At 66.7% G+C, this 25,014-nt stretch carries 18 protein-coding genes and 3 rRNA genes; 17 read left to right on the top strand and 4 right to left on the bottom strand.

All coding sequences use genetic code 11. From position 1 onward, the window contains the following. The first annotated feature begins 36 nt into the window (after positions 1–36). Complete coding sequence (locus ACTJI1_RS12765; RefSeq protein WP_440742945.1) at positions 37–1,164, top strand: bifunctional 2-methylcitrate synthase/citrate synthase; 1,128 nt, start codon at positions 37–39, stop codon at positions 1,162–1,164. Between the two features lie 65 nt (positions 1,165–1,229). On the opposite strand, the gene ACTJI1_RS12760 is transcribed toward ACTJI1_RS12765, so the two are convergent. After that, the gene (locus ACTJI1_RS12760) at positions 1,230–2,414 is read right to left on the bottom strand and encodes an acetyl-CoA C-acetyltransferase (RefSeq protein ID WP_440742944.1); all 1,185 of its coding nucleotides are present in this window, start codon (positions 2,412–2,414) and stop codon (positions 1,230–1,232) included. 64 nt (positions 2,415–2,478) lie between these two features. On the opposite strand from ACTJI1_RS12760, the gene aspS reads away from it, so the two are divergent. Beyond that, positions 2,479–3,807: an aspartate--tRNA(Asn) ligase gene (gene aspS, locus ACTJI1_RS12755; protein WP_440742943.1), complete on the top strand. Its 1,329-nt coding sequence runs from the start codon at positions 2,479–2,481 to the stop codon at positions 3,805–3,807. On the opposite strand, the gene ACTJI1_RS12750 is transcribed toward aspS, so the two are convergent. Continuing rightward, positions 3,737–4,498, bottom strand: a complete 762-nt coding sequence (locus ACTJI1_RS12750; RefSeq protein ID WP_440742942.1) for a JAB domain-containing protein — start codon at positions 4,496–4,498, stop codon at positions 3,737–3,739. The two genes, aspS and ACTJI1_RS12750, sit on opposite strands and share 71 nt — an antisense overlap. A 154-nt stretch (positions 4,499–4,652) precedes the next feature. Between ACTJI1_RS12750 and ACTJI1_RS12745 the strand changes: the two genes are divergently transcribed. The 10 genes from ACTJI1_RS12745 (at position 4,653) to ACTJI1_RS12700 (ending at position 18,253) form a co-directional block, all read left to right on the top strand. Further along, positions 4,653–5,372 carry a histidine phosphatase family protein gene (locus ACTJI1_RS12745; protein ID WP_440742941.1) on the top strand — a complete coding sequence of 240 codons (720 nt, stop codon included), beginning with the start codon at positions 4,653–4,655 and terminating at the stop codon, positions 5,370–5,372. Further along, on the top strand, positions 5,369–5,986 hold the full coding sequence (locus ACTJI1_RS12740; protein ID WP_440742940.1) for a TlpA disulfide reductase family protein: 618 nt from the start codon (positions 5,369–5,371) through the stop codon (positions 5,984–5,986). The genes ACTJI1_RS12745 and ACTJI1_RS12740 overlap by 4 nt, the downstream gene beginning before the upstream one ends. A gap of 1 nt (position 5,987) precedes the next feature. Then, on the top strand, positions 5,988–6,728 hold the full coding sequence (locus ACTJI1_RS12735) for a cytochrome c biogenesis CcdA family protein (protein WP_310133004.1): 741 nt from the start codon (positions 5,988–5,990) through the stop codon (positions 6,726–6,728). Next, positions 6,712–8,340, top strand: a complete 1,629-nt coding sequence (resB, locus tag ACTJI1_RS12730) for a cytochrome c biogenesis protein ResB (RefSeq protein ID WP_440742939.1) — start codon at positions 6,712–6,714, stop codon at positions 8,338–8,340. Before ACTJI1_RS12735 ends, resB begins: the two co-directional genes overlap by 17 nt. Positions 8,341–8,349: 9 nt before the next feature. Continuing rightward, complete coding sequence (ccsB, locus tag ACTJI1_RS12725; protein WP_440742938.1) at positions 8,350–9,417, top strand: c-type cytochrome biogenesis protein CcsB; 1,068 nt, start codon at positions 8,350–8,352, stop codon at positions 9,415–9,417. 703 nt (positions 9,418–10,120) lie between these two features. Beyond that, positions 10,121–11,644 (top strand): 16S ribosomal RNA (locus ACTJI1_RS12720). A 437-nt stretch (positions 11,645–12,081) separates the two neighbouring features. Next, positions 12,082–15,195, top strand: a 23S ribosomal RNA gene (locus ACTJI1_RS12715). 133 nt (positions 15,196–15,328) lie between these two features. Next, positions 15,329–15,445, top strand: a 5S ribosomal RNA gene (gene rrf / locus ACTJI1_RS12710). Together the 16S, 23S and 5S rRNA genes form the textbook arrangement of a ribosomal RNA operon. A gap of 110 nt (positions 15,446–15,555) precedes the next feature. Then, entirely contained in the window at positions 15,556–17,259 is a 1,704-nt protein-coding gene (locus ACTJI1_RS12705; RefSeq protein WP_440742937.1) for a hypothetical protein, read from the top strand. Next, a complete protein-coding gene (locus ACTJI1_RS12700) occupies positions 17,234–18,253 on the top strand; it encodes an HAD-IIA family hydrolase (RefSeq protein ID WP_440742936.1) in 1,020 nt (339 codons plus the stop codon). The genes ACTJI1_RS12705 and ACTJI1_RS12700 overlap by 26 nt, the downstream gene beginning before the upstream one ends. Before the next feature lie 2 nt (positions 18,254–18,255). Here the strand turns inward: ACTJI1_RS12700 and ACTJI1_RS12695 are convergent, their stop codons facing one another. Next, entirely contained in the window at positions 18,256–19,248 is a 993-nt protein-coding gene (locus ACTJI1_RS12695) for an o-succinylbenzoate synthase (protein WP_440742935.1), read from the bottom strand. Positions 19,249–19,303: 55 nt separating this feature from the next. Between ACTJI1_RS12695 and ACTJI1_RS12690 the strand changes: the two genes are divergently transcribed. The 3 genes from ACTJI1_RS12690 to ACTJI1_RS12680 are packed head-to-tail and all read left to right on the top strand — an operon-like array spanning position 19,304 to position 22,461. Further along, complete coding sequence (locus ACTJI1_RS12690; RefSeq protein WP_440742934.1) at positions 19,304–20,215, top strand: 1,4-dihydroxy-2-naphthoyl-CoA synthase; 912 nt, start codon at positions 19,304–19,306, stop codon at positions 20,213–20,215. A gap of 9 nt (positions 20,216–20,224) precedes the next feature. After that, positions 20,225–21,451, top strand: coding sequence for an AMP-binding protein (locus tag ACTJI1_RS12685; protein ID WP_440742933.1), 1,227 nt, complete (start codon positions 20,225–20,227; stop codon positions 21,449–21,451). A 26-nt stretch (positions 21,452–21,477) separates the two neighbouring features. Further along, positions 21,478–22,461, top strand: a complete 984-nt coding sequence (locus ACTJI1_RS12680; RefSeq protein ID WP_310133024.1) for a 1,4-dihydroxy-2-naphthoate polyprenyltransferase — start codon at positions 21,478–21,480, stop codon at positions 22,459–22,461. Here the strand turns inward: ACTJI1_RS12680 and ACTJI1_RS12675 are convergent. Beyond that, positions 22,449–22,760, bottom strand: coding sequence for a DUF4229 domain-containing protein (locus tag ACTJI1_RS12675; RefSeq protein WP_310133025.1), 312 nt, complete (start codon positions 22,758–22,760; stop codon positions 22,449–22,451). The genes ACTJI1_RS12680 and ACTJI1_RS12675 overlap by 13 nt on opposite strands. Positions 22,761–22,802: 42 nt before the next feature. Between ACTJI1_RS12675 and ACTJI1_RS12670 the strand changes: the two genes are divergently transcribed. Together ACTJI1_RS12670 and menD are read left to right on the top strand one after the other, a co-directional pair. Next, positions 22,803–23,159, top strand: a complete 357-nt coding sequence (locus ACTJI1_RS12670) for a PLD nuclease N-terminal domain-containing protein (RefSeq protein ID WP_440742932.1) — start codon at positions 22,803–22,805, stop codon at positions 23,157–23,159. Further along, positions 23,152–24,960, top strand: coding sequence for a 2-succinyl-5-enolpyruvyl-6-hydroxy-3-cyclohexene-1-carboxylic-acid synthase (gene menD / locus ACTJI1_RS12665; RefSeq protein ID WP_310133030.1), 1,809 nt, complete (start codon positions 23,152–23,154; stop codon positions 24,958–24,960). Before ACTJI1_RS12670 ends, menD begins: the two co-directional genes overlap by 8 nt. Positions 24,961–25,014 lie beyond the last annotated feature (54 nt).

The raw sequence follows: 25,014 nt of genomic DNA, 5'->3' as shown, positions 1-25,014 counted from the left end.
CGGGCCGGCGGCCCCGCCACCAGCAAAGGAGCTCACATGACCGACCCCGAGATCCACAAGGGCCTCGCCGGCGTCGTCGTCGACACGACGACCATCTCGTCGGTGAACCCCGAGACGAACTCGCTGCTGTATCGCGGCTACCCGGTGCAGGAGCTGGCACGGCACTGCTCCTTCGAAGAGGTCGCCTACCTCCTGTGGCACGGCGAGCTGCCGACGGATGACGAACTGGAGGCGTTCGAATCGCTGGAGCGCTCGATGCGCCGCCTCGACGACCGCACTCGTCGCGCCCTGGACGACATCCCGGCATCGGCGCACCCGATGGACGCGCTTCGCACGGCCGTGAGCCAGCTGGGCGGGCTGGATGCGACGCTCCAGCAGCCCGACGGCATCCTCGACCGGGACCTCAACGAGGGTCGTGCGCTGTACCTGCTGGCACAGCTGCCCGCGATCGTCGCCTACATCCAGCGGCGCAAGCGCGGGCTGGACCCGGTCGAACCGCGTGACGACCTCGACTACTCGCGCAACTTCCTCTGGCTGACGTTCGGCGAGGTGCCCGACGACGTCGTGGTGGACGCCTTCCGCGTCTCGCTGATCCTGTACGCGGAGCACTCCTTCAACGCGTCCACTTTCACCGCCCGCGTGATCGCGTCCACCCTGTCGGACGTGTACTCGGCCGTCACCGGTGCCATCGGCGCCCTGAAGGGGCCGCTGCACGGCGGTGCGAACGAGGCCGTGATGCACGCGTTCGACGAGATCGGCACCGCCGATCGCGCGGCCCAGTGGCTGGACACGGCGCTCGCCGAGAAGCGGAAGATCATGGGCTTCGGCCACCGCGTCTACAAGAACGGCGACTCCCGCGTGCCGACTATGCGCGAGGCGCTCGTGACCCTGGTGGAGCACTACGACCGCCAGGAGCTGCTGGATCTCTACGACGCCCTCGAGTCCGCCATGGCGGAGCGGAAGAACATCAAGCCGAACCTGGACTACCCGTCCGGGCCGGCCTACAACCTGATGGGCTTCGACACGGAGACGTTCACACCGCTGTTCGCCGCCGCTCGCGTGACCGGATGGACCGCGCACATCTTCGAGCAGTACGCCGCCAACTCGCTGATCCGCCCGCTGTCGCAGTACACGGGACCCACCGAGCGCCACCTCGAGCGCTGACGCGCCGGCAGTCCGGGGGAGCGGTCGTGCTGCGCCCGGCCCCGCCCCCGCGACCGCGGCGCCACTCAGCGGTAGAGCAGAAGGGCGTCGCCCTGACCGCCCCCACCGCAGAGCGCGACCGCCGCCCGCCCCGCGCCGCGTCGTGCCAGCTCGTGCGCCGCATGACCCGCCAGTCGGGCGCCGGAGGCGCCGATCGGGTGTCCGAGTGCGATCGCCCCGCCGTGGATGTTCACCTTGGCCGGGTCCAGACCGAGGTCCGACATGGACTGCAGCGCCACCGCGGCGAACGCTTCGTTGATCTCGATCAGGTCGAGTTCGGAGACGCTCCACCCGGCGCGCCGCAGCGCTGCGTCGATCGCGCGCGACGGCTGCGAGTGGAGGGAGTTGTCCGGTCCGGCGACCTGACCGCTCGCCCCCACCAGGGCGAGCCATTCCAGCCCGAGCCGCTCCGCGTTCTCGCGGCTGGTCAGCACAAGTGCGGCCGCGCCGTCGCTCAGCGGGGAGGAATTGCCTGCGGTCAGCGTGCCGTTCGCTGCGAAGCTCGGGCGGAGGCCCGCCAGGGTCTCGGGCGTCGAGTCGGGTCGAACCCCCTCGTCGGTGCTGATGACGACCGGGTCGCCCTTGCGCTGCGGGATCGTCACCGGTGCGATCTCGTCCGCGAACACTCCGTTCTGCGCCGCCGCCCCGGCCCGCTGGTGGGACCGCGCCGCGAACTCGTCCTGAGCCTCGCGCCGCAGGCCGAGCTTCTCCGTGTACTTCTCCGTGGACGCGCCCATCGACTCCCCGTCGAAGGCGTCCGTCAGCCCGTCGTGTGCTGCCGAGTCGAGCGCCTGGATGGAGCCGTAGTTCCAGCCCATCCGCGACCCGGGCAGGATGTGCGGCGCGTTCGTCATCGACTCCTGGCCGCCGGCCACGACGACCGTCGCCTCGCCCGTCCGGATGAGCCGGGCTGCGTCGATCACGGCGGCGAGGCCCGATAGGCACACCTTGTTGATGGTCGTGGCGGGCACATCCCAGCCGATCCCCGCGCCGATGGCCGTCTGGCGTGCCGGGTTCTGACCGGCTCCCGCCTGGAGCACCTGGCCGAACAGCACCGTGTCGACCGCGTCCGCACCGACGCCCGACCGCTCCAGCGCGCGCTGGACGGCGATCGTCCCCAGCTGCACGGCGGTCAGCGAGGCGAGCGTCCCCTTGATCTTCCCCAGCGGGGTGCGGGCGGCGGACAGGATGACGACGTCGTCGGAACTCATGGGCTACTCCTTCGTGCCTGGTCCCTCCATTCTCACACCGACCGCACCGGTAGGCTTGGGGCTCGTGACCGCACGCGTTCTGATCAAAGACCTCGCCGCCCTGCCCGACGGCCCCGTAAGCGTCGCCGGATGGGTCGAGACCGTCCGCGACCAGAAGAAGGTGCAGTTCGTCGTCCTGCGCGACGAGTCCGGCGCCGTGCAGCTGGTCAACCCGCGGACGGTCGGTGACGACGGCGTGGTCGTGGCGGACGAGCCCGCGGTCACCATCTCGGCGCTGTCCCAGGGCACGTTCGTCCGTGCCACGGGCGAGCTGAAGCACGACGAGCGCGTCAAGCTCGGCGGCATCGAGATCCGGCTCTCGACCCTCGAGGTCGAGACGGCCGCCATCCCGGAGACCCCGATCGCGGCCGACAGTGGCATCGACAAGCGCATGGACTGGCGCTTCCTCGATCTCCGCGAGCCGCGTCACAACCTGATCTTCCGCGTGCAGACGACCTTCGAGCACGCGCTGCGCCAGTACTGGGTCGACAACGGCTTCGTCGAGATCCACACCCCCAAGCTCATGGCCTCCGCCTCCGAGTCGCGCGCCGAGCTGTTCGAGCTGCCGTACTTCGAGACGACCGCCTACCTGGCGCAGAGCCCGCAGATCTTCAAGCAGATGGCCCAGGCGGCCGGCTTCGGCCGGGTGTTCGAGATCGGCCCGGCGTTCCGCGCCGACCCCAGCTTCACCAGCCGTCACGCGACAGAGTTCACGAGCGTCGACACCGAGATCAGCTGGATCGACAGCCACGAGGACGTCATGAAGGTGCACGAGGACCTCCTCGTAGCCGGCTTCACCGCGGTGAAGGAGAAGCACGGCGAGGAGATCGAGCGCCTGTTCGGCGTCGAGATCACGGTGCCCTCCACGCCGTTCCCGCGCATCCCTCTCGCGGAGGCGAAGCGCATCGTCGCGGAGCGCGGCTACGAAGTGCAGCGCGAGGACGACGACATGGACCCGGAGGGCGAGCGCCAGATCTCCGCGTACGTGAAGGAGACCTACGGCCACGAGTTCGTCTTCCTCACGGACTATGCCGCGAGCATCCGCCCGTACTACCACATGCGTCACTCCGAAGACCCGTCGATCACGCGCAGCTACGACCTGATCTTCAACGGCGTCGAGATCTCCACGGGCGCCCAGCGCGAGCACCGCGTCGACATCCTCGAGAAGCAGGCGGTCGAGAAGGGTCTGTCGGTGGAGGAGCTCGAGGACGTCCTGGCGTTCTTCCGGTACGGCATCCCGCCGCACGGCGGCTTCGGCATGGGCCTCGCCCGGGTGCTGATGCTCATGCTGCACCTCTCGAACCTGCGCGAGACGACCTACCTCTTCCGCGGACCGACGCGCCTGACCCCGTAGGCGCGGAGCCTGCGGCGGGCAGCGATGTCCAGGCGTCGCCGGCCACGAGCACGTGGCCGAGGAAGCGGAGCCCGAGCGTCGCGGCGGACTGATCCAGCCGGCGGGTGAGCATGAGGTCGGCGACGGATGCGTCGAGCACCCCCGACGGGTGGTTGTGCGCCACGGCGAACGACCGTCCACCGCGGGTGAGGACCGCCTGCAGCACGTCCGCGGGCTGGATGGCGGACTCGTCGACTCCGCCGTCCCGCAGGAGGACGAGCTCGATCGGCCGGGAAGCCCGGTCGGCCACGACGACCACGAAGCGCTCGCTGTCGCGGTGGAGCAGCTCGGGCCGCACGACATCCGCGACGGCCTTCTGGTCGACCAGCCTGGTCCACGCCGAGGATGCACCGGCTCGCCGCCAGATCTCGGTGATGGCGACCAGCCGCCCCGCCGTGGCCGGCCCGACGCCCGGAAGGTTCTCCAGGCGAGCGAAGTCCATCGTCGCCAGGCCGGGGAACCCGCCGGTGCGCCGGAGGACGGAGCGCGCCAGCGCCAGCACGCTGCGCCCCGTCTGCCCCGATCCCAGCACCAGGGCCAGGACCTCGTCATCGGTGAGCGATCCGATGCCCAGTCGTCGCATGCGTTCTCGCGGGCGGTCGTGATGGGGGATGTTCGCAAGTGCCTCACCCTCTTCTTCCTCGTCGGCCATGGCTCGACGTTAGAAAGGGATGCATCCTGAGAGGTCGCGAAGGCGACGATCTGTGGACAACTTCTGCTGGCGGCTGACTGTGGAGAAAGTGCGCTCGTGCCGACCGATCCCGCGCTCAGTGAATTCAAGGGGAACCCCTCCGTAGACTGGACCGGTGGTAGCGAGCCAGGTCCACCTCGTCCGGCATGGCGAGGTGTTCAATCCCGACGGCATCCTGTACGGCAGGCTGTCGGGCTTCGGCCTCTCCAAACTCGGCCACCGGATGGCGCAGGCCGCCGCGGACGATCTCGCGGAGCGCGGTCGGCCGATCACGGCGCTGCGCGTCTCCCCGCTCCAGCGGACCCGCGAATCCGCCGCTCCGATCGCCGCCGCCTTCGGGCTCGAGCCGATCGTCGACGAGCGCATAATGGAGCCGACGAACCGGTTCGAGGGCACGAAGATGAAGCTCGCCGTGCGGAAGCCCGCGTACTGGCCGTACCTCGTCAATCCTCTGCGGCCGAGCTGGGGCGAGCCCTACGTGAGCATCGAGCGGCGCATGCTGCTCGCCGTCCACGACGCGTTCCAGTCGGTCGACTCCGGCGACGTCGTCCTGGTCAGCCACCAGCTCCCGATCTGGGTCACGCATCTCTCGGTCGCGGGCGAGCGCTACCCGCACGATCCGCGCAAGCGCCGCTGTGCGCTGTCGAGCATCACCACGTTCGAGCTCGCGGCAGAGGTCGCCCCGGAGACTGCGAGCGAGACGGGCGAGCCGTCCGCGGCCGCACCGGCAGAGCGTCTCGGCAACACCCCCGAGTCGCAGCGTCTCACCGAGGTCTCGTATGTCGAGCCGGCCGCGAGCCTCCTGGTCGCCGCCACCGATGTGGGGGCCGTGTGAGCATCCGGTCCCGCGTCCGTTCGCGCCTCGTCGCATCCGTCGTCGCCATCGCGGCAGCGACAGCGCTCGCCCTGACGGGATGCACCGCGAACGACAGCCTGGCGACGCAGTACCGGTCCGGCAACGGGCAGAACTACATCGCCGGCGACGGCACCGTCAGCGAGTACGCGGCAAGCAACCGTGGGGAAGCCGTCGCCTTCACCGGGACGCTGCAGGACGGCAGCACCGTCAGCTCCCGCCAGTACGCGGGCAAGGTCCTGGTGGTCAACTTCTGGTACGCCGGATGCCCGCCCTGCCGGGTGGAGGCTCCCGCGCTGCAGGAGCTCAGCCAGAAGTACGCCGATCAGGGCGTCGACTTCCTGGGCGTCAACCTCTACGACTCGGCCCAGACCGCAGCGAGCTTCGAGAAGGACAAGGGAGTGACCTACCCGTCGGTGCTCGACCGCGACACCGGATCGGTGCTCCTGGCGTTCAGCAAGACGGTGCCGCCGAAGGCCACGCCGACGACCCTGGTCGTCGACAAGCAGGGCCGTGTCGCCGCGCGCATCCTCGGCGCCATCCCGGACAAGAGCATCCTCGACTCCCTCATCTCCGACGCCGTGGCCGAGCACTGACGTGGGCGGCGTCGGTCAGATCGTCTTCAGCGGGCAGCTCCTGTTCGCGCTGCCGATCGCACTCCTGGCGGGACTGGTCTCGTTCGCATCCCCGTGCGTCCTTCCACTTGTCCCGGGTTACCTCGCCTACGTCGGCGGCATCAGCGACCCGGGCGCGAAGCGCGACCGCTCGCGGCTGCTCACCGGGGTGGCCCTGTTCATCCTGGGCTTCGCCATCGTGTTCGTCGCCTATGGAGCCGCGTTCGGTGCGCTGGGCTACTGGCTCGTGCGCTGGCAGGATGTCGTGGTCCGCATCCTCGGAGCCCTCGTCATCGTGATGGGCCTCGTCTTCATCGGGCAGTTCTCGTTCCTGCAGCGGACCATCAAACCGTCGTGGCGCCCGGCCACCGGGCTGATCGGGGCGCCCCTGCTCGGCATCGTCTTCGGCCTCGGCTGGACGCCGTGCATCGGCCCGACCCTCGCAGCCATCAGCGCGCTGAGCGTCGGCAGCGGCTCGCCCTGGCGCGGAGCGCTTCTCGGGCTGTTCTACTGCATCGGCCTCGGCATCCCCTTCCTCCTCGTGGCGCTCGGCTTCGACTGGGTCGCCGGCTCGGTGGCCTTCCTGAAGCGGCACATCCGGGCGATCAACATCATCGGCGGCGTTCTGCTGGTGGTCATCGGCATCCTGATGGTCACCGGCCTGTGGAGCGAGCTCATGTCCCAGTTCTTGGCGGTGATCCAAGGTTTTGAGCCGGCCCTCTGACCACATCGACTCGGCGCCCCCGCGCGAGGATCCCGACGTCGTCCAGCCGAAGCTGGGCCCGCTCGGGTGGCTCCGCTGGTTCTGGCGCCAGCTCACGAGCATGCGCACCGCGCTGTTCCTGCTCCTGCTGCTTGCGATCGCCGCCGTCCCGGGATCGCTCGTGCCGCAGCGCAGTTCCGACCCGAACGGTGTCACCAAGTACTTCACCGACAACCCCTCGCTCGCGCCGGTTCTCGACAAGCTGCAGTTCTTCGACGTCTACACGTCCGTGTGGTTCTCGGCGATCTACCTGCTGCTGTTCGCGTCGCTGATCGGGTGCATCATCCCGCGCACCAGGCACCATTTCGATGCGATGCGGGCGAAGCCGCCGAAGACGCCCGTCCGCCTGTCGCGCATGGCCGGCTTCCAGTCGCGGATCCTCCCCGCCGACCTTCGCGGCCGCGGCGTCGACCCGATCGTGAGCGCCCGGGACGTGCTGAAGGCGAACCACTACCGCGTCGCCCTGTATCAGGATGCGCGGTCGACGTCGGTCTCGGCCGAGCGCGGCTACCTGCGCGAGAGCGGCAACCTCGTGTTCCACATCGCGTTGCTGGGCGTGCTGCTCGCGATCGGCGTCGGCGGCGGATTCGGGTACACCGGCCAGAAGATCGTGGTCGAAGGGCAGAGCTTCGTGAACAGCCTCCCGTCGTACAACTCGTTCAATCCCGGGCGCTTCTTCAGCGACTCCTCGCTCGCCCCGTTCTCGATCGCCGTGAACAAGCTCGACGTGGCCTACGAGACCAGGAACCAGGATGCGATCGGCACCCCGCTCGACTACACGGCTCATGTCACGACGAATGGGCCGGGGGATGCGCGAGCGAACACGGTCATCAAGGTCAACGACCCGTTGGCCATCGGCGGGACCAACGTGTACCTGCTCGGCAACGGTTACGCCCCGACGATCACGGTCAAGGACACGGCGGGCAAGGTCGTGTTCAGCGACTCGGTGCCCTTCATCCCGCAAGCGGATCCGAACCTGACGTCCCTCGGGTTCGTGAAGATCCCGGACGGGCTGAAAGAGCAGGTCGGGATGATCGGCTTCTTCTATCCGACCGTGACGGCGAGCCAGACCGCCCAAGGCGCACTCGCCTCAAAGTTCCCCGGGCTCCGGGATCCGGTGCTCAGCCTGAACGTGTACGCCGGCGATCTCGGCGTCGACGACGGGGTGCCCCAGTCCGTCTACAGCCTCAACACCGACACCCTGGAGCAGCTGGCCGGTCCGCCCACGAAGACCAAGGCGCTCGAGCTCAAGCCAGGGCAGACGGTCGAGCTGCCGAACGGCCTCGGGACGATCTCACTCGACGGCGTCAAGCGCTTCGCGACCCTGGAGGTCCACCACGATCCCGCGCAGGTCTGGGTCCTGCTGTTCGCCGTGCTCATCCTGCTGGGGCTGCTGACCTCGCTGTTCGTCCCCCGGCGGCGGTTGTGGGTGAAGGCGATCGAGAACGCCGACGGCTCGCTCACTCTCGAGTACGCCGGTCTCGCCCGGGGCGACGACCCCAACCTCCTCGCGGCGGTGACGGCCGTCGCCGATCAGCATTCCCGGGTCCTCACCGGACCTCCGACGACTTAGGCTGGCATCGTGACCGAAACCCTGGCTCAACTGTCGACCGTGTTCCTGTACGCGGCGATGGGTCTCTATGCGGCGGCGTTCATCGCCTTCGCGCTCGATCTCGCCCGACGAGGCGCCCGGGCGACCGCAGTCGAGGCGGCCGTCGTCCCGAGCGCTGTCGCGCGTCGCGCCGAAGTGGCCGCACCGGTCGGCGCGCCGACGCGGACGATCATCGGCGGCGCGCCCGCGGACACCCCGCCGCCGCCGTCCTCCGCTCTCGGCCGTCTGTCGTCGCGCATCAGCACCCGCGTCGAGGACGACGTCATGAACGGGTCCGGCGGTGGTGCGTCTCTGAAGTGGGCGTTCGCCCTGACGATCGTCGGGTTCGCGTTCCATCTCGTCGCAGTCGTGCTCCGAGGGATCGCCGCGGCGCGCGTCCCCTGGGCCAACATGTGGGAGTTCTCGATGACGGGCACGCTCGTCATCATCGGGGTGTTCCTGGTGGCCAACCTGCGGTGGCCGATCAAGTACGTCGGAACCTTCGTCCTCGGGTTGGTCCTGGTACTGCAGGGCATCGCACTCCTGCGGTACTACGTTCCGGTGGTTCCGCTCCAGCCGGCGCTCCAGTCGTACTGGCTGGTCATCCACATCATCGTGGCCGTGCTGGGCACGGCGTTCTTCGCCCTCGGGTTCGCACTGTCCGGACTGCAGCTGCTGCAGTACCGGCGCGAGCGCCAGGTGGCGGAGTCCCGCCCGCAGCAGTTCCGGTTCCTGTCGACCCTTCCGAGTTCGGTCGCGTTGGAGAACCTCGCGTACCGGATCAACATCGTCGGGTTCATCGCGTGGACCTTCACTCTGATCGCCGGAGCCATCTGGGCCGAGAAGGCATGGGGCCGGTACTGGGGATGGGACACCAAGGAGGTGTGGACCTTCATCATCTGGGTGATCTATGCCGGATACATCCATGCGCGGGCGACGCGCGGCTGGCGCGGATCCCGCTCCGCGTGGCTGGCGATCATCGGTTTCGCCGCGGTGCTGTTCAACTTCGGCATCGTGAACGTCTTCTTCCACGGACTCCACGCGTACTCGGGTCTGTGATCGGTCGTCAGAACACCCATACGGAGAACCCCTCGAGAGCCGCCGGCTCGCGAGGGGTTCTTCGCGTTGCGGGGCAGCCCAGCAGGCTCGCTAGTGGGCAAGTTCCGCGTGATTCCGCGGAAGTCAAGCGCGACACGCCCGGGCTGCGGGCCGAATTTGCACCGCTCCGGAGCCCTGCGTAAAGTACTTACTTGTCACCCCAAAGGTGCGGGAGAGCGGAAGAGCTCCCCGGCCTCAAGCGGGACCAGAATCCAAAGCCTAGCGGCAAACCTGAACTTGAATAAGTTCGCTTGCTGCGCTTAGGATTAACACCCACTCACTGAGCAGGTCTAACCGGACCGGATCGTGTGAATCGGTTGTGCCCACCACATATCGGGCCAACGAGAAACACGGAACGCCGACTTGACAAACTGACTGAGAGTGGTAAGGTAGAGAAGTTGCCTCGCAGAGACAGCCGGAAGGTTGAAAGGCGAGAGCGTCCGATCCTTGAGAACTCAACAGCGTGCACAATGTCAAATGCCAAACAACCTCGGCATTGACTGTCTAGACCTAGTCTAGTGGTCGATGCGAGATTCCTTTGGATTAGAAACAGAATGTCAGTAGATATTCGAAACTAGTCAAGACAAACTCGCAGTGCGCGGACACATTTGCTGTCCAAGCCTGCACTATGTTTCCCAGTCGCTTGCGACTGTGGAGCTAAACATTTACGGAGAGTTTGATCCTGGCTCAGGACGAACGCTGGCGGCGTGCTTAACACATGCAAGTCGAACGATGAACCTGGAGCTTGCTCTAGGGGATTAGTGGCGAACGGGTGAGTAACACGTGAGTAACCTGCCCTTGACTCTGGGATAACCTCCGGAAACGGAAGCTAATACCGGATACGACGTACGGAGGCATCTCCTGTACGTGGAAAGAACTTCGGTCAAGGATGGACTCGCGGCCTATCAGGTAGTTGGTGAGGTAACGGCTCACCAAGCCTACGACGGGTAGCCGGCCTGAGAGGGTGACCGGCCACACTGGGACTGAGACACGGCCCAGACTCCTACGGGAGGCAGCAGTGGGGAATATTGCACAATGGGCGCAAGCCTGATGCAGCAACGCCGCGTGAGGGATGACGGCCTTCGGGTTGTAAACCTCTTTTAGTAGGGAAGAAGCGAAAGTGACGGTACCTGCAGAAAAAGCACCGGCTAACTACGTGCCAGCAGCCGCGGTAATACGTAGGGTGCGAGCGTTGTCCGGAATTATTGGGCGTAAAGAGCTCGTAGGCGGTCTGTCGCGTCTGCTGTGAAAACCCGAGGCTCAACCTCGGGCCTGCAGTGGGTACGGGCAGACTAGAGTGCGGTAGGGGAGAATGGAATTCCTGGTGTAGCGGTGGAATGCGCAGATATCAGGAGGAACACCGATGGCGAAGGCAGTTCTCTGGGCCGTAACTGACGCTGAGGAGCGAAAGCGTGGGGAGCGAACAGGATTAGATACCCTGGTAGTCCACGCCGTAAACGTTGGGCGCTAGATGTGGGGACCATTCCACGGTTTCCGTGTCGCAGCTAACGCATTAAGCGCCCCGCCTGGGGAGTACGGCCGCAAGGCTAAAACTCAAAGGAATTGACGGGGGCCCGCACAAGCGGCGGAGCATGCGGATTAATTCGATGCAACGCGAAGAACCTTACCAAGGCTTGACATACACGAGAACGCCCTAGAAATAGGGAACTCTTTGGACACTCGTGAACAGGTGGTGCATGGTTGTCGTCAGCTCGTGTCGTGAGATGTTGGGTTAAGTCCCGCAACGAGCGCAACCCTCGTTCTATGTTGCCAGCGCGTAATGGCGGGAACTCATAGGAGACTGCCGGGGTCAACTCGGAGGAAGGTGGGGATGACGTCAAATCATCATGCCCCTTATGTCTTGGGCTTCACGCATGCTACAATGGCCGGTACAAAGGGCTGCAATACCGTAAGGTGGAGCGAATCCCAAAAAGCCGGTCTCAGTTCGGATTGAGGTCTGCAACTCGACCTCATGAAGTCGGAGTCGCTAGTAATCGCAGATCAGCAACGCTGCGGTGAATACGTTCCCGGGCCTTGTACACACCGCCCGTCAAGTCATGAAAGTCGGTAACACCCGAAGCCGGTGGCCCAACCCTTGTGGAGGGAGCCGTCGAAGGTGGGATCGGTGATTAGGACTAAGTCGTAACAAGGTAGCCGTACCGGAAGGTGCGGCTGGATCACCTCCTTTCTAAGGAGCATCTGGCACCCTCGGGTGTCCAGGCGCCGGATCTGAGCGAACGTCTCAGCCGGTTAGCTCATGGGTGGAACATTGACATTGGTGCGGAGCTGAACAGCTCGAACTCAGTACACCTCTTGCAGGTAGGAACGGTTCGGACTCGGAAGCCCCGCACATGCACGCTGTTGGGTCCTGAGGGACCGGACCTCATCCGATCGGATGAGAACCGAACCTCTGGACCTTTTCTCGTCGGCATGACTGGCCGGCAGGAAAGGTACCGCCCGTACTTTGAGAACTACACAGTGGACGCGAGCATCTTAGATTCGAACCTTCGGGTTCGGATCACAAAAGATGATCACAGTACTTTCGAGTACTGATTAGATCATTGGTCAATCTGCGTCAAAGTCTGCTTCGGCAGATGAGACGCCGATCGATTCAAACTCATGTGATTTCAAGTTTCTAAGAGCAAACGGTGGATGCCTTGGCATCTGGAGCCGAAGAAGGACGTAGTAATCTGCGATAAGCCTCGGGGAGTTGATAAACGAACTTTGATCCGAGGATTTCCGAATGGGGAAACCCCGCTGGGCCCTTTGGGTGACCCAGTGACTCCCGCCTGAATATATAGGGCGGGTAGAGGGAACGTGGGGAAGTGAAACATCTCAGTACCCACAGGAAGAGAAAGCAAAAGCGATTCCGTTAGTAGTGGCGAGCGAAACCGGAAGAGGCTAAACCGATCATGTGTGATAGCCGGCAGGCGTTGCATGGTCGGGGTTGTGGGACTTTTCTGCTGCTTCTGCCGAACAGCGAGCGTTACAAAGGATCATAGGTGAATGGCATTGAAAGGCCAGCCACAGAGGGTGCCAGCCCCGTAACCGAAATGGTCCAATGGCGCGAAGAGTATCCCAAGTAGCACGGGGCCCGAGAAATCCCGTGTGAATCTGTCAGGACCACCTGATAAGCCTAAATACTCCCAGATGACCGATAGCGGACAAGTACCGTGAGGGAAAGGTGAAAAGTACCCCGGGAGGGGAGTGAAATAGTACCTGAAACCGTTTGCTTACAAACCGTTGGAGCCTCCTTGTAGGGGTGACAGCGTGCCTTTTGAAGAATGAGCCTGCGAGTTAGCGATATGTGGCGAGGTTAACCCGTGAGGGGTAGCCGTAGCGAAAGCGAGTCTGAATAGGGCGATTCAGTCGCATGTCCTAGACCCGAAGCGAAGTGATCTATCCATGGCCAGGTTGAAGCGACGGTAAGACGTCGTGGAGGACCGAACCCACTTAGGTTGAAAACTGAGGGGATGAGCTGTGGATAGGGGTGAAAGGCCAATCAAACTTCGTGATAGCTGGTTCTCTCCGAAATGCATTTAGGTGCAGCGTTGCGTGTTTCTTGCCGGAGGTAGAGCTACTGGATGGCCGATGGGCCCCAAAAGGTTACTGACGTCAGCCAAACTCCGAATGCCGGTAAGTGAGAGCGCAGCAGTGAGACGGTGGGGGATAAGCTTCATCGTCGAGAGGGAAACAACCCAGACCACCAACTAAGGTCCCTAAGCGCGTGCTAAGTGGGAAAGGATGTGGAGTTGCACAGACAACCAGGAGGTTGGCTTAGAAGCAGCCACCCTTGAAAGAGTGCGTAATAGCTCACTGGTCAAGTGATTCCGCGCCGACAATGTAACGGGGCTCAAGCACGCCACCGAAGTTGTGGCATTGACATTATTGGTAGGCCTTCGTGGTCCAGCCGTGTTGATGGGTAGGAGAGCGTCGTGTGGCGAGTGAAGCGGCGGTGTAAACCAGCCGTGGACGCCACACGAGTGAGAATGCAGGCATGAGTAGCGAAAGACGGGTGAGAAACCCGTCCTCCGAAAGACCAAGGGTTCCAGGGCCAGGCTAATCCGCCCTGGGTAAGTCGGGACCTAAGGCGAGGCCGACAGGCGTAGTCGATGGACAACGGGTTGATATTCCCGTACCGGCGAAGAACCGCCCAAGCTAATCCAGTGGTGCTAAGAGTCCTAATCCTGGACACGGATCCCTTCGGGGTGAAGGTCCGGGCCTAACGCTCGACCCCATGCTGGTGCGGCTAGCGTATTAACAGGTGTGACGCAGGAAGGTAGCCCAGCCGGGCGATGGTTGTCCCGGTGTAAGTGTGTAAGCCGAGAGATAGGCAAATCCGTCTCTCACATAGGCCCAGGCACGATGCGTAGTCTTCATTGACGAAATGGGTGATCCTATGCTGCCGAGAAAAGCATCGACGCGAGGTTCCAGCCGCCCGTACCCCAAACCGACTCAGGTGGTCAGGTAGAGAATACCAAGGAGATCGAGAGAATCGTGGTTAAGGAACTCGGCAAAATGCCCCCGTAACTTCGGGAGAAGGGGGGCCTGAGGCGTGAACGGACTTGCTCCGGGAGCGTTTGAAGGCCGCAGAGACCAGTGGGAAGCGACTGTTTACTAAAAACACAGGTCCGTGCCAAGTCGCAAGACGATGTATACGGACTGACGCCTGCCCGGTGCTGGAAGGTTAAGAGGAAGGGTTAGCTTCGGCGAAGCTCAGAATTTAAGCCCCAGTAAACGGCGGTGGTAACTATAACCATCCTAAGGTAGCGAAATTCCTTGTCGGGTAAGTTCCGACCTGCACGAATGGCGTAACGACTTCCCAGCTGTCTCAACCGCGAACTCGGCGAAATTGCACTACGAGTAAAGATGCTCGTTACGCGCAGCAGGACGGAAAGACCCCGTGACCTTTACTACAGCTTGGTATTGGTGTTCGGTGTGGCTTGTGTAGGATAGGTGGGAGACTTTGAAGCCGGCACGCCAGTGTCGGTGGAGTCATTGTTGAAATACCACTCTGGTCACTCTGGATATCTAACTTAGAACCGTAATCCGGTTCAGGGACAGTGCCTGGTGGGTAGTTTAACTGGGGCGGTTGCCTCCCAAAAAGTAACGGAGGCGCCCAAAGGTTCCCTCAACCTGGTTGGCAATCAGGTGTCGAGTGTAAGTGCACAAGGGAGCTTGACTGTGAGACTGACAAGTCGAGCAGGGACGAAAGTCGGGACTAGTGATCCGGCAGTGGCTTGTGGAAGCGCTGTCGCTCAACGGATAAAAGGTACCTCGGGGATAACAGGCTGATCTTGCCCAAGAGTCCATATCGACGGCATGGTTTGGCACCTCGATGTCGGCTCGTCGCATCCTGGGGCTGGAGTAGGTCCCAAGGGTTGGGCTGTTCGCCCATTAAAGCGGTACGCGAGCTGGGTTTAGAACGTCGTGAGACAGTTCGGTCCCTATCCGCTGCGCGCGTAGGAAATTTGAGAGGATCTGACCCTAGTACGAGAGGACCGGGTTGGACGAACCTCTGGTGTGCCAGTTGTTCTGCCAAGAGCACCGCTGGTTAGCTACGTTCGGGATGGATAACCGCTGAAAGCATCTAAGCGGGAAGCCGGCCTCAAGATGAGATTTCCATGCCTTCGGGCGAGAGGCTCCCAGCTAGACTACTGGGTTGATAGGCCGGATGTGGAAGTGGGGACTAAAGACCCATGGAGCTGACCGGTACTAATAAGCCGATAACTTGATAATCACCACTCTCATAAACGTTGTAAGGCAGCTATGAGGGGCCAAGATTGTTCGCGTCCACTATGTGGTTCTCGATGTACGGTCGAGAACTGATTCGAGCTAACGCTCGACGTTCACTTTGATACATCAATAGTGTTTCGGCGGCCATAGCGAGAGGGAAACGCCCGGTTACATTCCGAACCCGGAAGCTAAGACTCTCTGCGCCGATGGTACTGCAGGGGGGACCCTGTGGGAGAGTAGGACACCGCCGGACTTCTTTGTGAGATGGCCACCCAGTGATGGGTGGCCATTTCGCGTTAACGGGGTCGAACGCCGCACCACGCATAGGCTGGCCACGACCCGCCGAGACCGACAGGAGACGCCGTGAGCGACACACCGGCAGACGACAACGCGAGCAGCGAGCGTCCCGCCCGCAGGCAGCAGCCCGGGCGGCCCGCGCGATCCGGCGACAGCCAGCGACGCGCATCCGGCAATGGCGAGCGGAAGAGCTCGCCTCGCGACGGCAACTGGCGCGACCGACCGCGCCGCGACGACGCCGGCGACCGCCCGCGTACCGACGGCGGCCGATACGACCGTCCACGCACAGACGGTAATCGGTACGACCGTCCGCGCACGGAAGGTGGTCGATACGATCGCCCGCGCACGGAAGGTGGTCGGTACGACCGTCCGCGTACGGAGGGTGGCCGGCAGGACCGTCCGCGCACCGACGGCAACTGGCGCGACCGACCGCGTCGCGACGACGGCAGCGACCGTCCACGTACGGGCGGAGCCTCGCGGGATCGATCCGGCAGCGGTGCGCCGTGGAAGGGTCGCCCGGGTGGGGACCGTGACCGTGAGGGCGGCTACCGCGCCGGCGGCGAAAGGGGTCGCAGCGGCCAGAATCGTCCCGAGCGCTCCGGAGGCTACCGTCCGAGCGGCGACGGCGACCGGAGGTCGAGCGCTCCACGCGACGGCTACCGTGGGCGCGACGACTCGCGCGGCACGGAGCAGCGCGGTGGGTACGGCCGCAGGGATGGCGCTGACTCCCGCGGTGGCGCTTCTCGCTACCAGGGGGGCGACGGTCGCCGCGACCGGCCTGCTCGCGACGAGAAGCTCTGGACCCGTGACGGCCGACCGGCGCGCGGTGACCGTGACGCCCGCGACGGCGACCGGCAGCTGGACGCGGAGGCGCAGCGCGCCCGCGAGCTGCAGTCGATCCGTCCTCGCCACGACGACCCGGAGATCCCCGAGGACGTCCAGGCGCGCGACCTCCCTGGTGAGGCTCGCGTCGAGCTCAAGACACTGAGCAAGGACAACGCGGACTGGGTCGCGAAGCACCTCGTCATGGCCGCCCGGCTGATCGATACCGATCCCGAGGCTGCTCACCGTCACGCGGTGTCCGCATCCCGGCGAGCCGGTCGTGTCGCCGTGGTTCGCGAGACACTGGCGATCACGGCGTACGCCATCGGCGACTTCGCTCTGGCCCTGCGTGAACTGCGCACGTACCGGCGCATCTCCGGGTCGAACGACCAGCTGCCCCTGATGGTCGACAGCGAGCGCGGAGTGGGCCGTCCCGATCGAGCGCTCGAGCTCGGCCGGTCCGTCGATCGCTCGACCCTGTCGCCCGATGTGCAGGTCTCCCTTGCCATCGCGATGTCCGGCGCGCGCCTCGACCTGGGCCAGCCGGAGGCCGCGCTCGCTGAGCTCGAGATCCCGCAGCTCGACCCGGATCGGGCCTTCAGCTACAGCGCGGACCTGTTCCACGCCTACGCCGAGGTGCTCGAGGAGCTGGGCCGCGACGAGCAGGCCGCGCGGTGGCGCGAGCGCGCCGCGCGGGCGGAAGCCGCCTTCGACCAGGCGCACGCCGTCGACGAGCACGAGACGATCGACGTCATCGAGGAAGAGGTCGAGTTCGCCGACGCCGACGAGGTCGACGCCCGAGAAGAGGTCGACGTCCCTGACGAGGCGGATGTCCCAGGCGAGACCGACGTCCCAGACGAGAGCGACTCCGCTGACGCTGACAGCGCTGCGGCGGACACCGACGAGGGGGAGGACGCGCAGGATGGCGCTGTTCCGACGGAACACTGACGGTGCGGCGCCGCTGGACGGCGTCGACCTGGTGCTCGCCGACCTCGACGGGGTCGTCTACAAGGGGGCCGACGCCATCCCGCATGCCGTCGACAGCCTGAATGCTGCAGCGGAAACCGTGCGTGTCGGTTACATCACGAACAACGCCTCCCGCACGGATGCGTCCGTCGCCGAGCACCTCAGCGAGCTCGGACTCTCCGTGAAACCGTCTGACGTGGTCACGTCGCCCCAGGCGGCCGTGCGCCTGCTCGCCGAGCATGTGCCGGCCGGCGCCAACATCCTCGTCGTCGGCGGCGACGGGCTGGTCGACGAAGTGCAGAAGGCCGGCTTCGAGGTCACCCGCTCGGCGGACGATGATCCCGCGGCGGTCATCCAGGGATTCTCTCCGGACATCGGTTGGGCGCAGCTCGCGGAAGCATCCTTCGCCCTCCAGGGCCGGTCGGATGCGGAGCGCCCGTGGATCGCGACGAACACCGACTGGACCATTCCGGTCGCGCGCGGCATCGCGCCCGGCAACGGAACGCTCGTCTCCGCGGTGCACACGGCCGTCGGCCGGCTGCCGCTGGTCGCGGGCAAGCCAGAACGGGCCATATTCGACGAGGCCGTCGCGCGCTTCGGAGCGCAGAGTCCGCTCTTCATCGGTGACCGTCTGGACACCGACATCCTGGGAGCGAACCGGGCCGGCATCCCCTCGGTGCTGGTGCTCACCGGCATCGACGGCGGCAAGCAGCTGCTGTCGGCGGATGCGGAATCGCGTCCCACGTACATCCTGCGCGACCTCCGCGGCCTCCGCGAACCGTATCCGGCGGTGAAGACCGCACGGAACGGCTCGGTGACGGTGGGGGACGCGACGGTCACGATCGACGGCAACGACGTGAAGATCGTGGCGGAAGGGTCCGACCCACTGAACCTGCTGCGCGCCGCCTGCGCCGCGATCTGGGACTCGGGCCGCGCGATCTACGGGCTGAACGTCCCCGAACGTCTTTACGGCTGAGGCTAGAGCGCGGCGTTCCGCTCGAGGATGCGGTGGCACCGCCGGACGCGGTCGAGCCACCAGGCCGTCCGGTCGTCGTCGGCGCGCAGCGCATCCAGCCGTCGGGACGACACGGAGGGGCGCACCACCGGGATGACGCCATCGCGCGGAGTCAGCGGGTCGTCCGAGACGTCGTCGACGAACATCGCAACGGTGCCGAGACCGCAGTCGAACTCGAGCTCGGGGAGCGCGGCGGCGAGGTGCGCGCCCATGGCGATGCCGACCGAGGTGTCGATCGCGCTGGAGACGACCGCCGGGAGGCCCGCCTCCTCGACGATCCGCAGCGCGGAGTGGATGCCGCCGAGCGGCTGAGCTTTCACGATGAGGAGGTCCGCCGCGCCCGCCCGCGCCACCGCGAGCGGATCGGTCGCCTTGCGCACGCTCTCGTCCGCGGCGACGGGGATGCCCATGTACTTGATCCTGCGGCGCAGCTCTGCTATCTCGTCCACCGTCGCACACGGCTGCTCGACGTATTCGAGATCGAACGGGGCGAGGGCGTGGATGGCGTGCTCGGCCTCGTCGAGGTTCCACAGGGCATTGGCGTCGATGCGCACGCGGCCCTCCGGTCCCAGCGTCTCTCGGACTGCGCGGACCCGGGCGACGTCGTCCGCGAGAGTCTGACCCGGCTCCGCCACCTTGACCTTCGCCGTGCGTGCCCCGCTGTAGCGGGCGAGCACGCCCGCTACAGCGTCCGCGTCGACCGCCGGGACGGTGGCATTGACCGGGATGCGATCGCGCAGTGCCGTCGGGGTGGGGCGCCAGCCGAAATCGATGGCCGCATGCAACCAGGAGGAGGCTTCACGGTCGTCGTACTCGACAAAGGGGGAGAACTCCGTCCACCCGAGCGGCCCCTCGAAGAGCACCGCCTCGCGCACCGTGATGCCGCGGAAGCGGGTGGTCATCGGGAGCGACACGACCCGCGAAGTTGCTAACAGGTCGGCGAGTTCCGGAAGCATCCACCAAGTGTTGCACGGCCCGGCCGCGCGGGTGCCTGAACCGTAGGCTGGACACATGCAAGCGGACGTCTCAGAACTCTTCGATCCCGGCGCGTGGCGCGAGGTCCCCGGCTTCGGCGATCTCACCGACATCACCTACCACCACGATGTCACCGGGCGCATCGCACGCGTCGCGTTCGACCGGCCCGAGGTGCGGAACGCGTTCCGGCCGCGCACGGTCGACGAGCTGTACGCCGCGCTGGAGGACGCACGCACGAATCCGCGGATCGGGGTGGTGCTGCTGACCGGCAACGGGCCGAGCCCGAAGGACGGCGGGTGGGCGTTCTGCTCCGGCGGCGACCAGCGCATCCGGGGCCGGGACGGGTACAAGTACGCCGAAGGGGAGACCGCCTCGAGCATCGACGCGGCGCGCAGCGGTCGGCTGCACATCCTCGAGGTGCAGCGCCTGATCCGGTTCATGCCGAAGGTCGTCATCGCGGTCGTTCCGGGATGGGCGGCGGGGGGCGGCCACTCGCTGCACGTCGTGTGCGACCTGACGATCGCCAGCGAGGAGCACGGGCGGTTCAAGCAGACGGACGCCGACGTCGGCTCCTTCGATGCCGGCTACGGGTCGGCGTACTTCGCTCGCCAGGTCGGGCAGAAGGTCGGCCGCGAGGTGTTCTTCCTGGCGCGGGAGTATTCGGCTCAGCGGGCGTACGAGATGGGAGCCGTGAACGCCGTCGTGCCGCATGCCGAGCTCGAGACGACCGCCCTCGAGTGGGCCAACGAGATCCTCACCAAGTCGCCGACCGCGATCCGCATGCTGAAGTTCGCGTTCAACGCCGTGGACGACGGGCTGGTGGGCCAGCAGGTGTTCGCGGGTGAGGCGACGCGCCTGGCGTACGGAACGGACGAGGCGGTGGAGGGCCGGGACGCGTTCCTGCAGAAGCGCGAACCGGACTGGTCGCCGTTCCCCTGGCAGTACTGAGGCGGGCACATGTCACGAGCGGTACGGGTCGTGGACGCCTCCCACCCGGAGGAGGTGTTCGTCGCTCTCCGGGAGGCGCTGACGGGAAGCGGCGATGCCGTGGTTCCGCGGGCGCGGCACCAGGAGAACGGGTCAGGTGGCGCCGCGCCCGGTGGAGCGGACGCCGGTGACGAGAGGTCAGGTAACGGCGGCGTCGGGACGACGTGGCCGAGCCAGGGCGACACGGTGGCGCAGAACGTGGCGCTGATCATCGAGACGTCAGGGTCCACGGGTGCGCCGAAGCGCGTGGCACTGTCGGCGGACGCGCTGTTGGCGAGCGCTGCGGCCTCCGCCGGCGCTCTTGGCGGGCAGGGCCAGTGGCTGCTGGCGCTTCCGGTGCACTACGTGGCCGGCGCGCAGGTGCTGGTCCGGTCGCTTGCGGCGGAGAGCGAGCCGGTGCTGTACGGCGAAGGGCGTTTCGACGCGGAACGCTTCGCCGAGGCGGCGCGGCGGCTCACCGGCGACCTCCGGTACACCTCGCTCGTGCCCGTGCAGCTCGCGCGGTTGGTGGAGAGCGCCGAGGTGGGGTCGCGAGAGGTGGGCGCGGCTCTTCGGGCGTTCGACGGCATTCTCGTCGGAGGCCAGGCGCTGACGCCGACGTTGCGCGATCGCGCGGAGCGGCTGGGCGCGCGCGTCGTGACGACGTACGGGTCGAGCGAGACGGCCGGCGGGTGCGTGTACGACGGGATGCCGATCGGGACGACGACCGTCCGAGCCGTCGACGGACTCCTCGAGATCTCCGGGCCGGTGCTCGCGGAAGGGTACCTCGGCGATTCGGAACGGACGGCCGCTGCCTTCCACGAGGCGGACGGAACCCGGTGGTACCGGACGGGTGACCTCGGCGAGGTGGGCGCCGACGGAGAGGTCGCGGTGTTCGGGCGGTCGGACAACGTGATCATCTCGGGCGGCGAGAAAGTTCTGCTGGATGCGGTGGAGCGGGCGGTCCAGGAGGTCGCAGGATTCGGCCACGCGGTGGTCGTCGGTGTGCCGCATCCCGAATGGGGACAGGTGCCGGTCGTCGTCGTGGAGGGGACAGCGTCGCTGGGCGTTTCCGAATTGCGCCGGATCGTCGCGGAGCGACTGGGGCGGGCTGCCGCACCCGATCGCATCCTCGAGGTGGCACGCGTGCCGCGGCTGTCGAGCGGCAAGCCCGACCGCATCGCGGTGACGGCGCTCGCCGCGGACCGGGAGGCATAGCCGATGTTGTTACGATTCGCTCTGTGATGAGTCAGAACAAGCCACGCATGCAGCGGACCATCCCGCCGACGGCGCGCGGACCGCGCGGCGGCCGGAGCGGACGTCCGGGTGCCGCCGCCGCGGCCGTCAAGCCCGCCACGACCGCGGACTGGATCGCCGGGGCGCGCCTGCGCACGCTTCCGCTGGCCATTGCCCCCGTGCTGATCGGCGTCGGCGCGGCGAAGATCGCCGAAGGCCCCGGCGTCTGGCACCCGGTCCGCTCCCTGCTCTGCCTCGCCGTGGCGGTGCTGCTGCAGATCGGCGTCAACTACGCCAACGACTACTCCGACGGGGTGCGTGGCACCGACGAGTTCCGGGTCGGGCCCGGACGCCTCACGGGCTCCGGCAAGGCTGCGCCGCGCGCGGTGCTGACGGTGGCCCTCACGTTCTTCGCGCTCGCGGCGGTCGCGGGTCTCATCCTGGTGATCCTCACCCAGCACTGGTGGGTCCTGCTGATCGGCGCCGCTGCGATCGCGGCCGCCTGGTTCTACACCGGCGGGAAGCGCCCCTACGGCTATTACGGGCTCGGCGAACTCTTCGTCTTCGTCTTCTTCGGGCTCGTCGCCACAGTCGGCACCACCTTCATGCTGGCCGGAACGGTCAACCAGGAGGCCTGGTACGGCGGCGTGATCGCCGGGCTCATCGCCTGCGCGGTGCTGATGGTCAACAACATCCGCGACATCGAGCCCGACCGTCAGGCCCGCAAGCGGACGCTCGCCGTGCTGCTCGGAAGCGTCGCGTCGCGGATCGTGTTCTGCGTGCTGCTTCTCGTGCCGTTCGGCATCCTTGCGGTGCTCGCGGTGTTCTACCCGTTCGCCTGGTTCGGGATGTTCGCGCTCCTGGCGGCGCTACCGGCCTGTGTCATCACGCTGTTCGGCCGCACGCCGCGCGAACTGATCACCGCCCTGCAGCTGACGAGCATCACCGGCCTGCTCGTCGGGATCGCGCTCGGCGTCGCCTACGCCTTCTGACCGTCGCGCCGGCCGGTTCCCGTGTCGCGGTCCTCGGTCGCACCGTCCACGGCGGCGTCCTCGACGTCGTCGTCCTCCGAGTGCGCGGGCGTCTCGCGGTGGCGGACGGCGTAGAGATCGGAGGAGACCGCGTTGCGGGGACGGCTCAGGAAGATGTACGAGAGGCAGAGCCCGATGAGGGCGGCGGCGATCACCGCGAGCCACCAGACCACACCAACCACCAGCAGGATCGCGAGCGGCACCGCGAACACCAGCAGGCGCAGCACGGTGTAGGTGATCCAAGAGGGAATCCGCTTCACCCTCCCAGCTTAGAGACCGTCTCTGAGAGTTACGATTGACCCATGGTTCGCCTCTGGATAGCCCTCGGCGTCGCAGCCGTGGTGTTCTACATCTATTCGGTGGCAGACTGCGCCCTGTTCGACCGTTCTCGAGTGCGTGGCCTTCCCAAGCCCGTGTGGCTGCTCATCATCATCCTGTTCCCGGTCATCGGCGGGATCCTCTGGTTCCTCATCGGACGAGGCCGCCGCAGATCCGACGTCGGGCGCCGCGTGACCGCACCCGACGACGACCCGGAGTTCCTCGGCAAGCTGCGCCTGGACCACGACCAGGAGGAGCGCATCCGCCAGCTCGAGAAGGAGCTGGCCGAGCTGGACGACAACGGTCCCGACAACGACCAGACCGGCCGCCGGGATGGGTGACCGCCCGCAGGCGGGCGACGCCACGGGCGCATCCACCGAAGCGGGCACGACCGCGCTCGCCGGCCGGGCCACGGGCAACCCGGCGACCGACTTCGCTCTGTCCCTCCTCGCCGGCCTGGTCCGCAACGGGGTGCGCGACCTCGTCGTCAGCCCCGGATCGCGGTCGCAGGCGCTGGCGCTCGTCGCGGCCGAGCTGGAACGCTCCGGCTCCGCGCGTCTCCACGTACGGATCGACGAGCGGTCCGGGGGATTCCTCGCACTGGGCCTCGCGCGTGAGACCGGAGCGCCGGCCGTCGTCATCACCACCAGCGGGACCGCGACCGCGAACCTGCACCCGGCGGTGCTCGAGGCGCACGAGGCGGGCATCCCGCTGATCGTCCTCACCGGAGACCGCCCGCAGGAGCTGCGCGGCATCCGCTCGAATCAGACCACCCAGCAGGACGGGCTGTACGCGGCGGCCGTGCGCTGGTCCGAGGATGTGGAGGCGCCGGCCGGCGACGAGGGCGAGGACGCCCGGGCCGCAGCGCTGGCCGAGACGGCCGTCCGCTCGGCCGTCGGTGCGGACAGCGCCGACCCGGGCCCGGTGCACCTGAACGTGGCCTTCCGGGAGCCGCTTTCGACGGCGGTTCCCGAGCTGCCGGAGCCGATCACGGGGGCACTGCCCTCAACGGCCGGCACCGAGGCCCTCGGACGTGCCATCGTCACCATCGAGCCGGGCCTGCGGTCGGTCGTGGTCGCCGGCGCCGACGCCGGGCCGCGCGCCGAAGAATTCGCCCGGGAGGCCGGCCTCCCGCTGGTCGCGGAGGTCTCCAGCGGCGCGCACTTCGGGCCCAACCTGGTGGTCTCGTACCGCGAGCTGTTGCGCGACGAGGACTTCGGCGGCGCCGTCCAGCGCGCCATCGTGTTCGGCCATCCGACCCTGAGCCGAGAGGTTCCCGTCCTGCTGACCCGCGATGACGTCGAGGTCGTCGTCGTGGCGCCGACGGGGGCGCAGGCCTACAACCCGGCTCGCCGGGCGCGGGTCGTGGGCGGGGTCCGCGCCGACGCATCCACTGACCTCCGGTCGCCGGAGGTGCGCGGCTGGGTCGGCCGCTGGGTGTTCGCGAGCCGCCGCATCGCCGAACTGGCCGAGCAGGAGGCGAATCCGGCGGCCGTCGCCCCGGATGTCGAGAAGGCACGGTCGTTCGATCCGGCGGATGCCCTGGCGTTCGCGCAGGCGGAGCTCGCGGCCGTGCGCGCGCCGATCACGCGGACGATCCTGGCGGAGGCGGTCTGGCGGTACACCTGGCCGCACGACCGCCTGGTGCTGGGCGCCTCCCGCCTGATCCGGGACGTCGACCGGATCGTGCCGGGCAAGAAGATCGTCGTGCACGCGAACCGCGGTCTCGCGGGGATCGACGGGACCATCGCGACGGCGACCGGCATCGCCCGCGCCGCCGCAGCGGCGGCCGAACAGGCCGGCGCGCCCTCCGGTGTCACCCGGGTGCTGCTCGGCGACCTCGCCCTGCTGCACGACGCGGGATCGCTGCTCCTCGGGGTAGGTGAGACGCATCCGCACCTCCAGGTCGTCGTCGGCAACGACGGCGGCGGGACCATCTTCGACGGTCTCGAGGTCGCCGCCACCGCGCCGGCGACGGCGTTCGATCGCGTGCTGTACACGCCGCACTCGGTCGACATCGCCGCCCTTGCCGCCGCCTACGGCTGGCACCACGGCGTCGCGCGCACCAAGGGCGAGCTCGATCAGGCGCTGTCCGCGCCGCCCGCCGGCGTCAGCATCCTCGAGGTGCCGCTCCCGCGCTGAGCGTCATGCGGTGCGCACAATGCCGCATCGGCCCGACGCCGCCTCGGTTGGAGA

Origin of the sequence: Leifsonia sp. 22587 (genome assembly GCF_052044215.1) — a bacterium.
Lineage (GTDB): Bacteria > Actinomycetota > Actinomycetes > Actinomycetales > Microbacteriaceae > Leifsonia > Leifsonia shinshuensis_C.
Note: the sequence above shows the minus strand (reverse complement) of the source record. Positions and strands in the feature narration are given on the sequence as shown.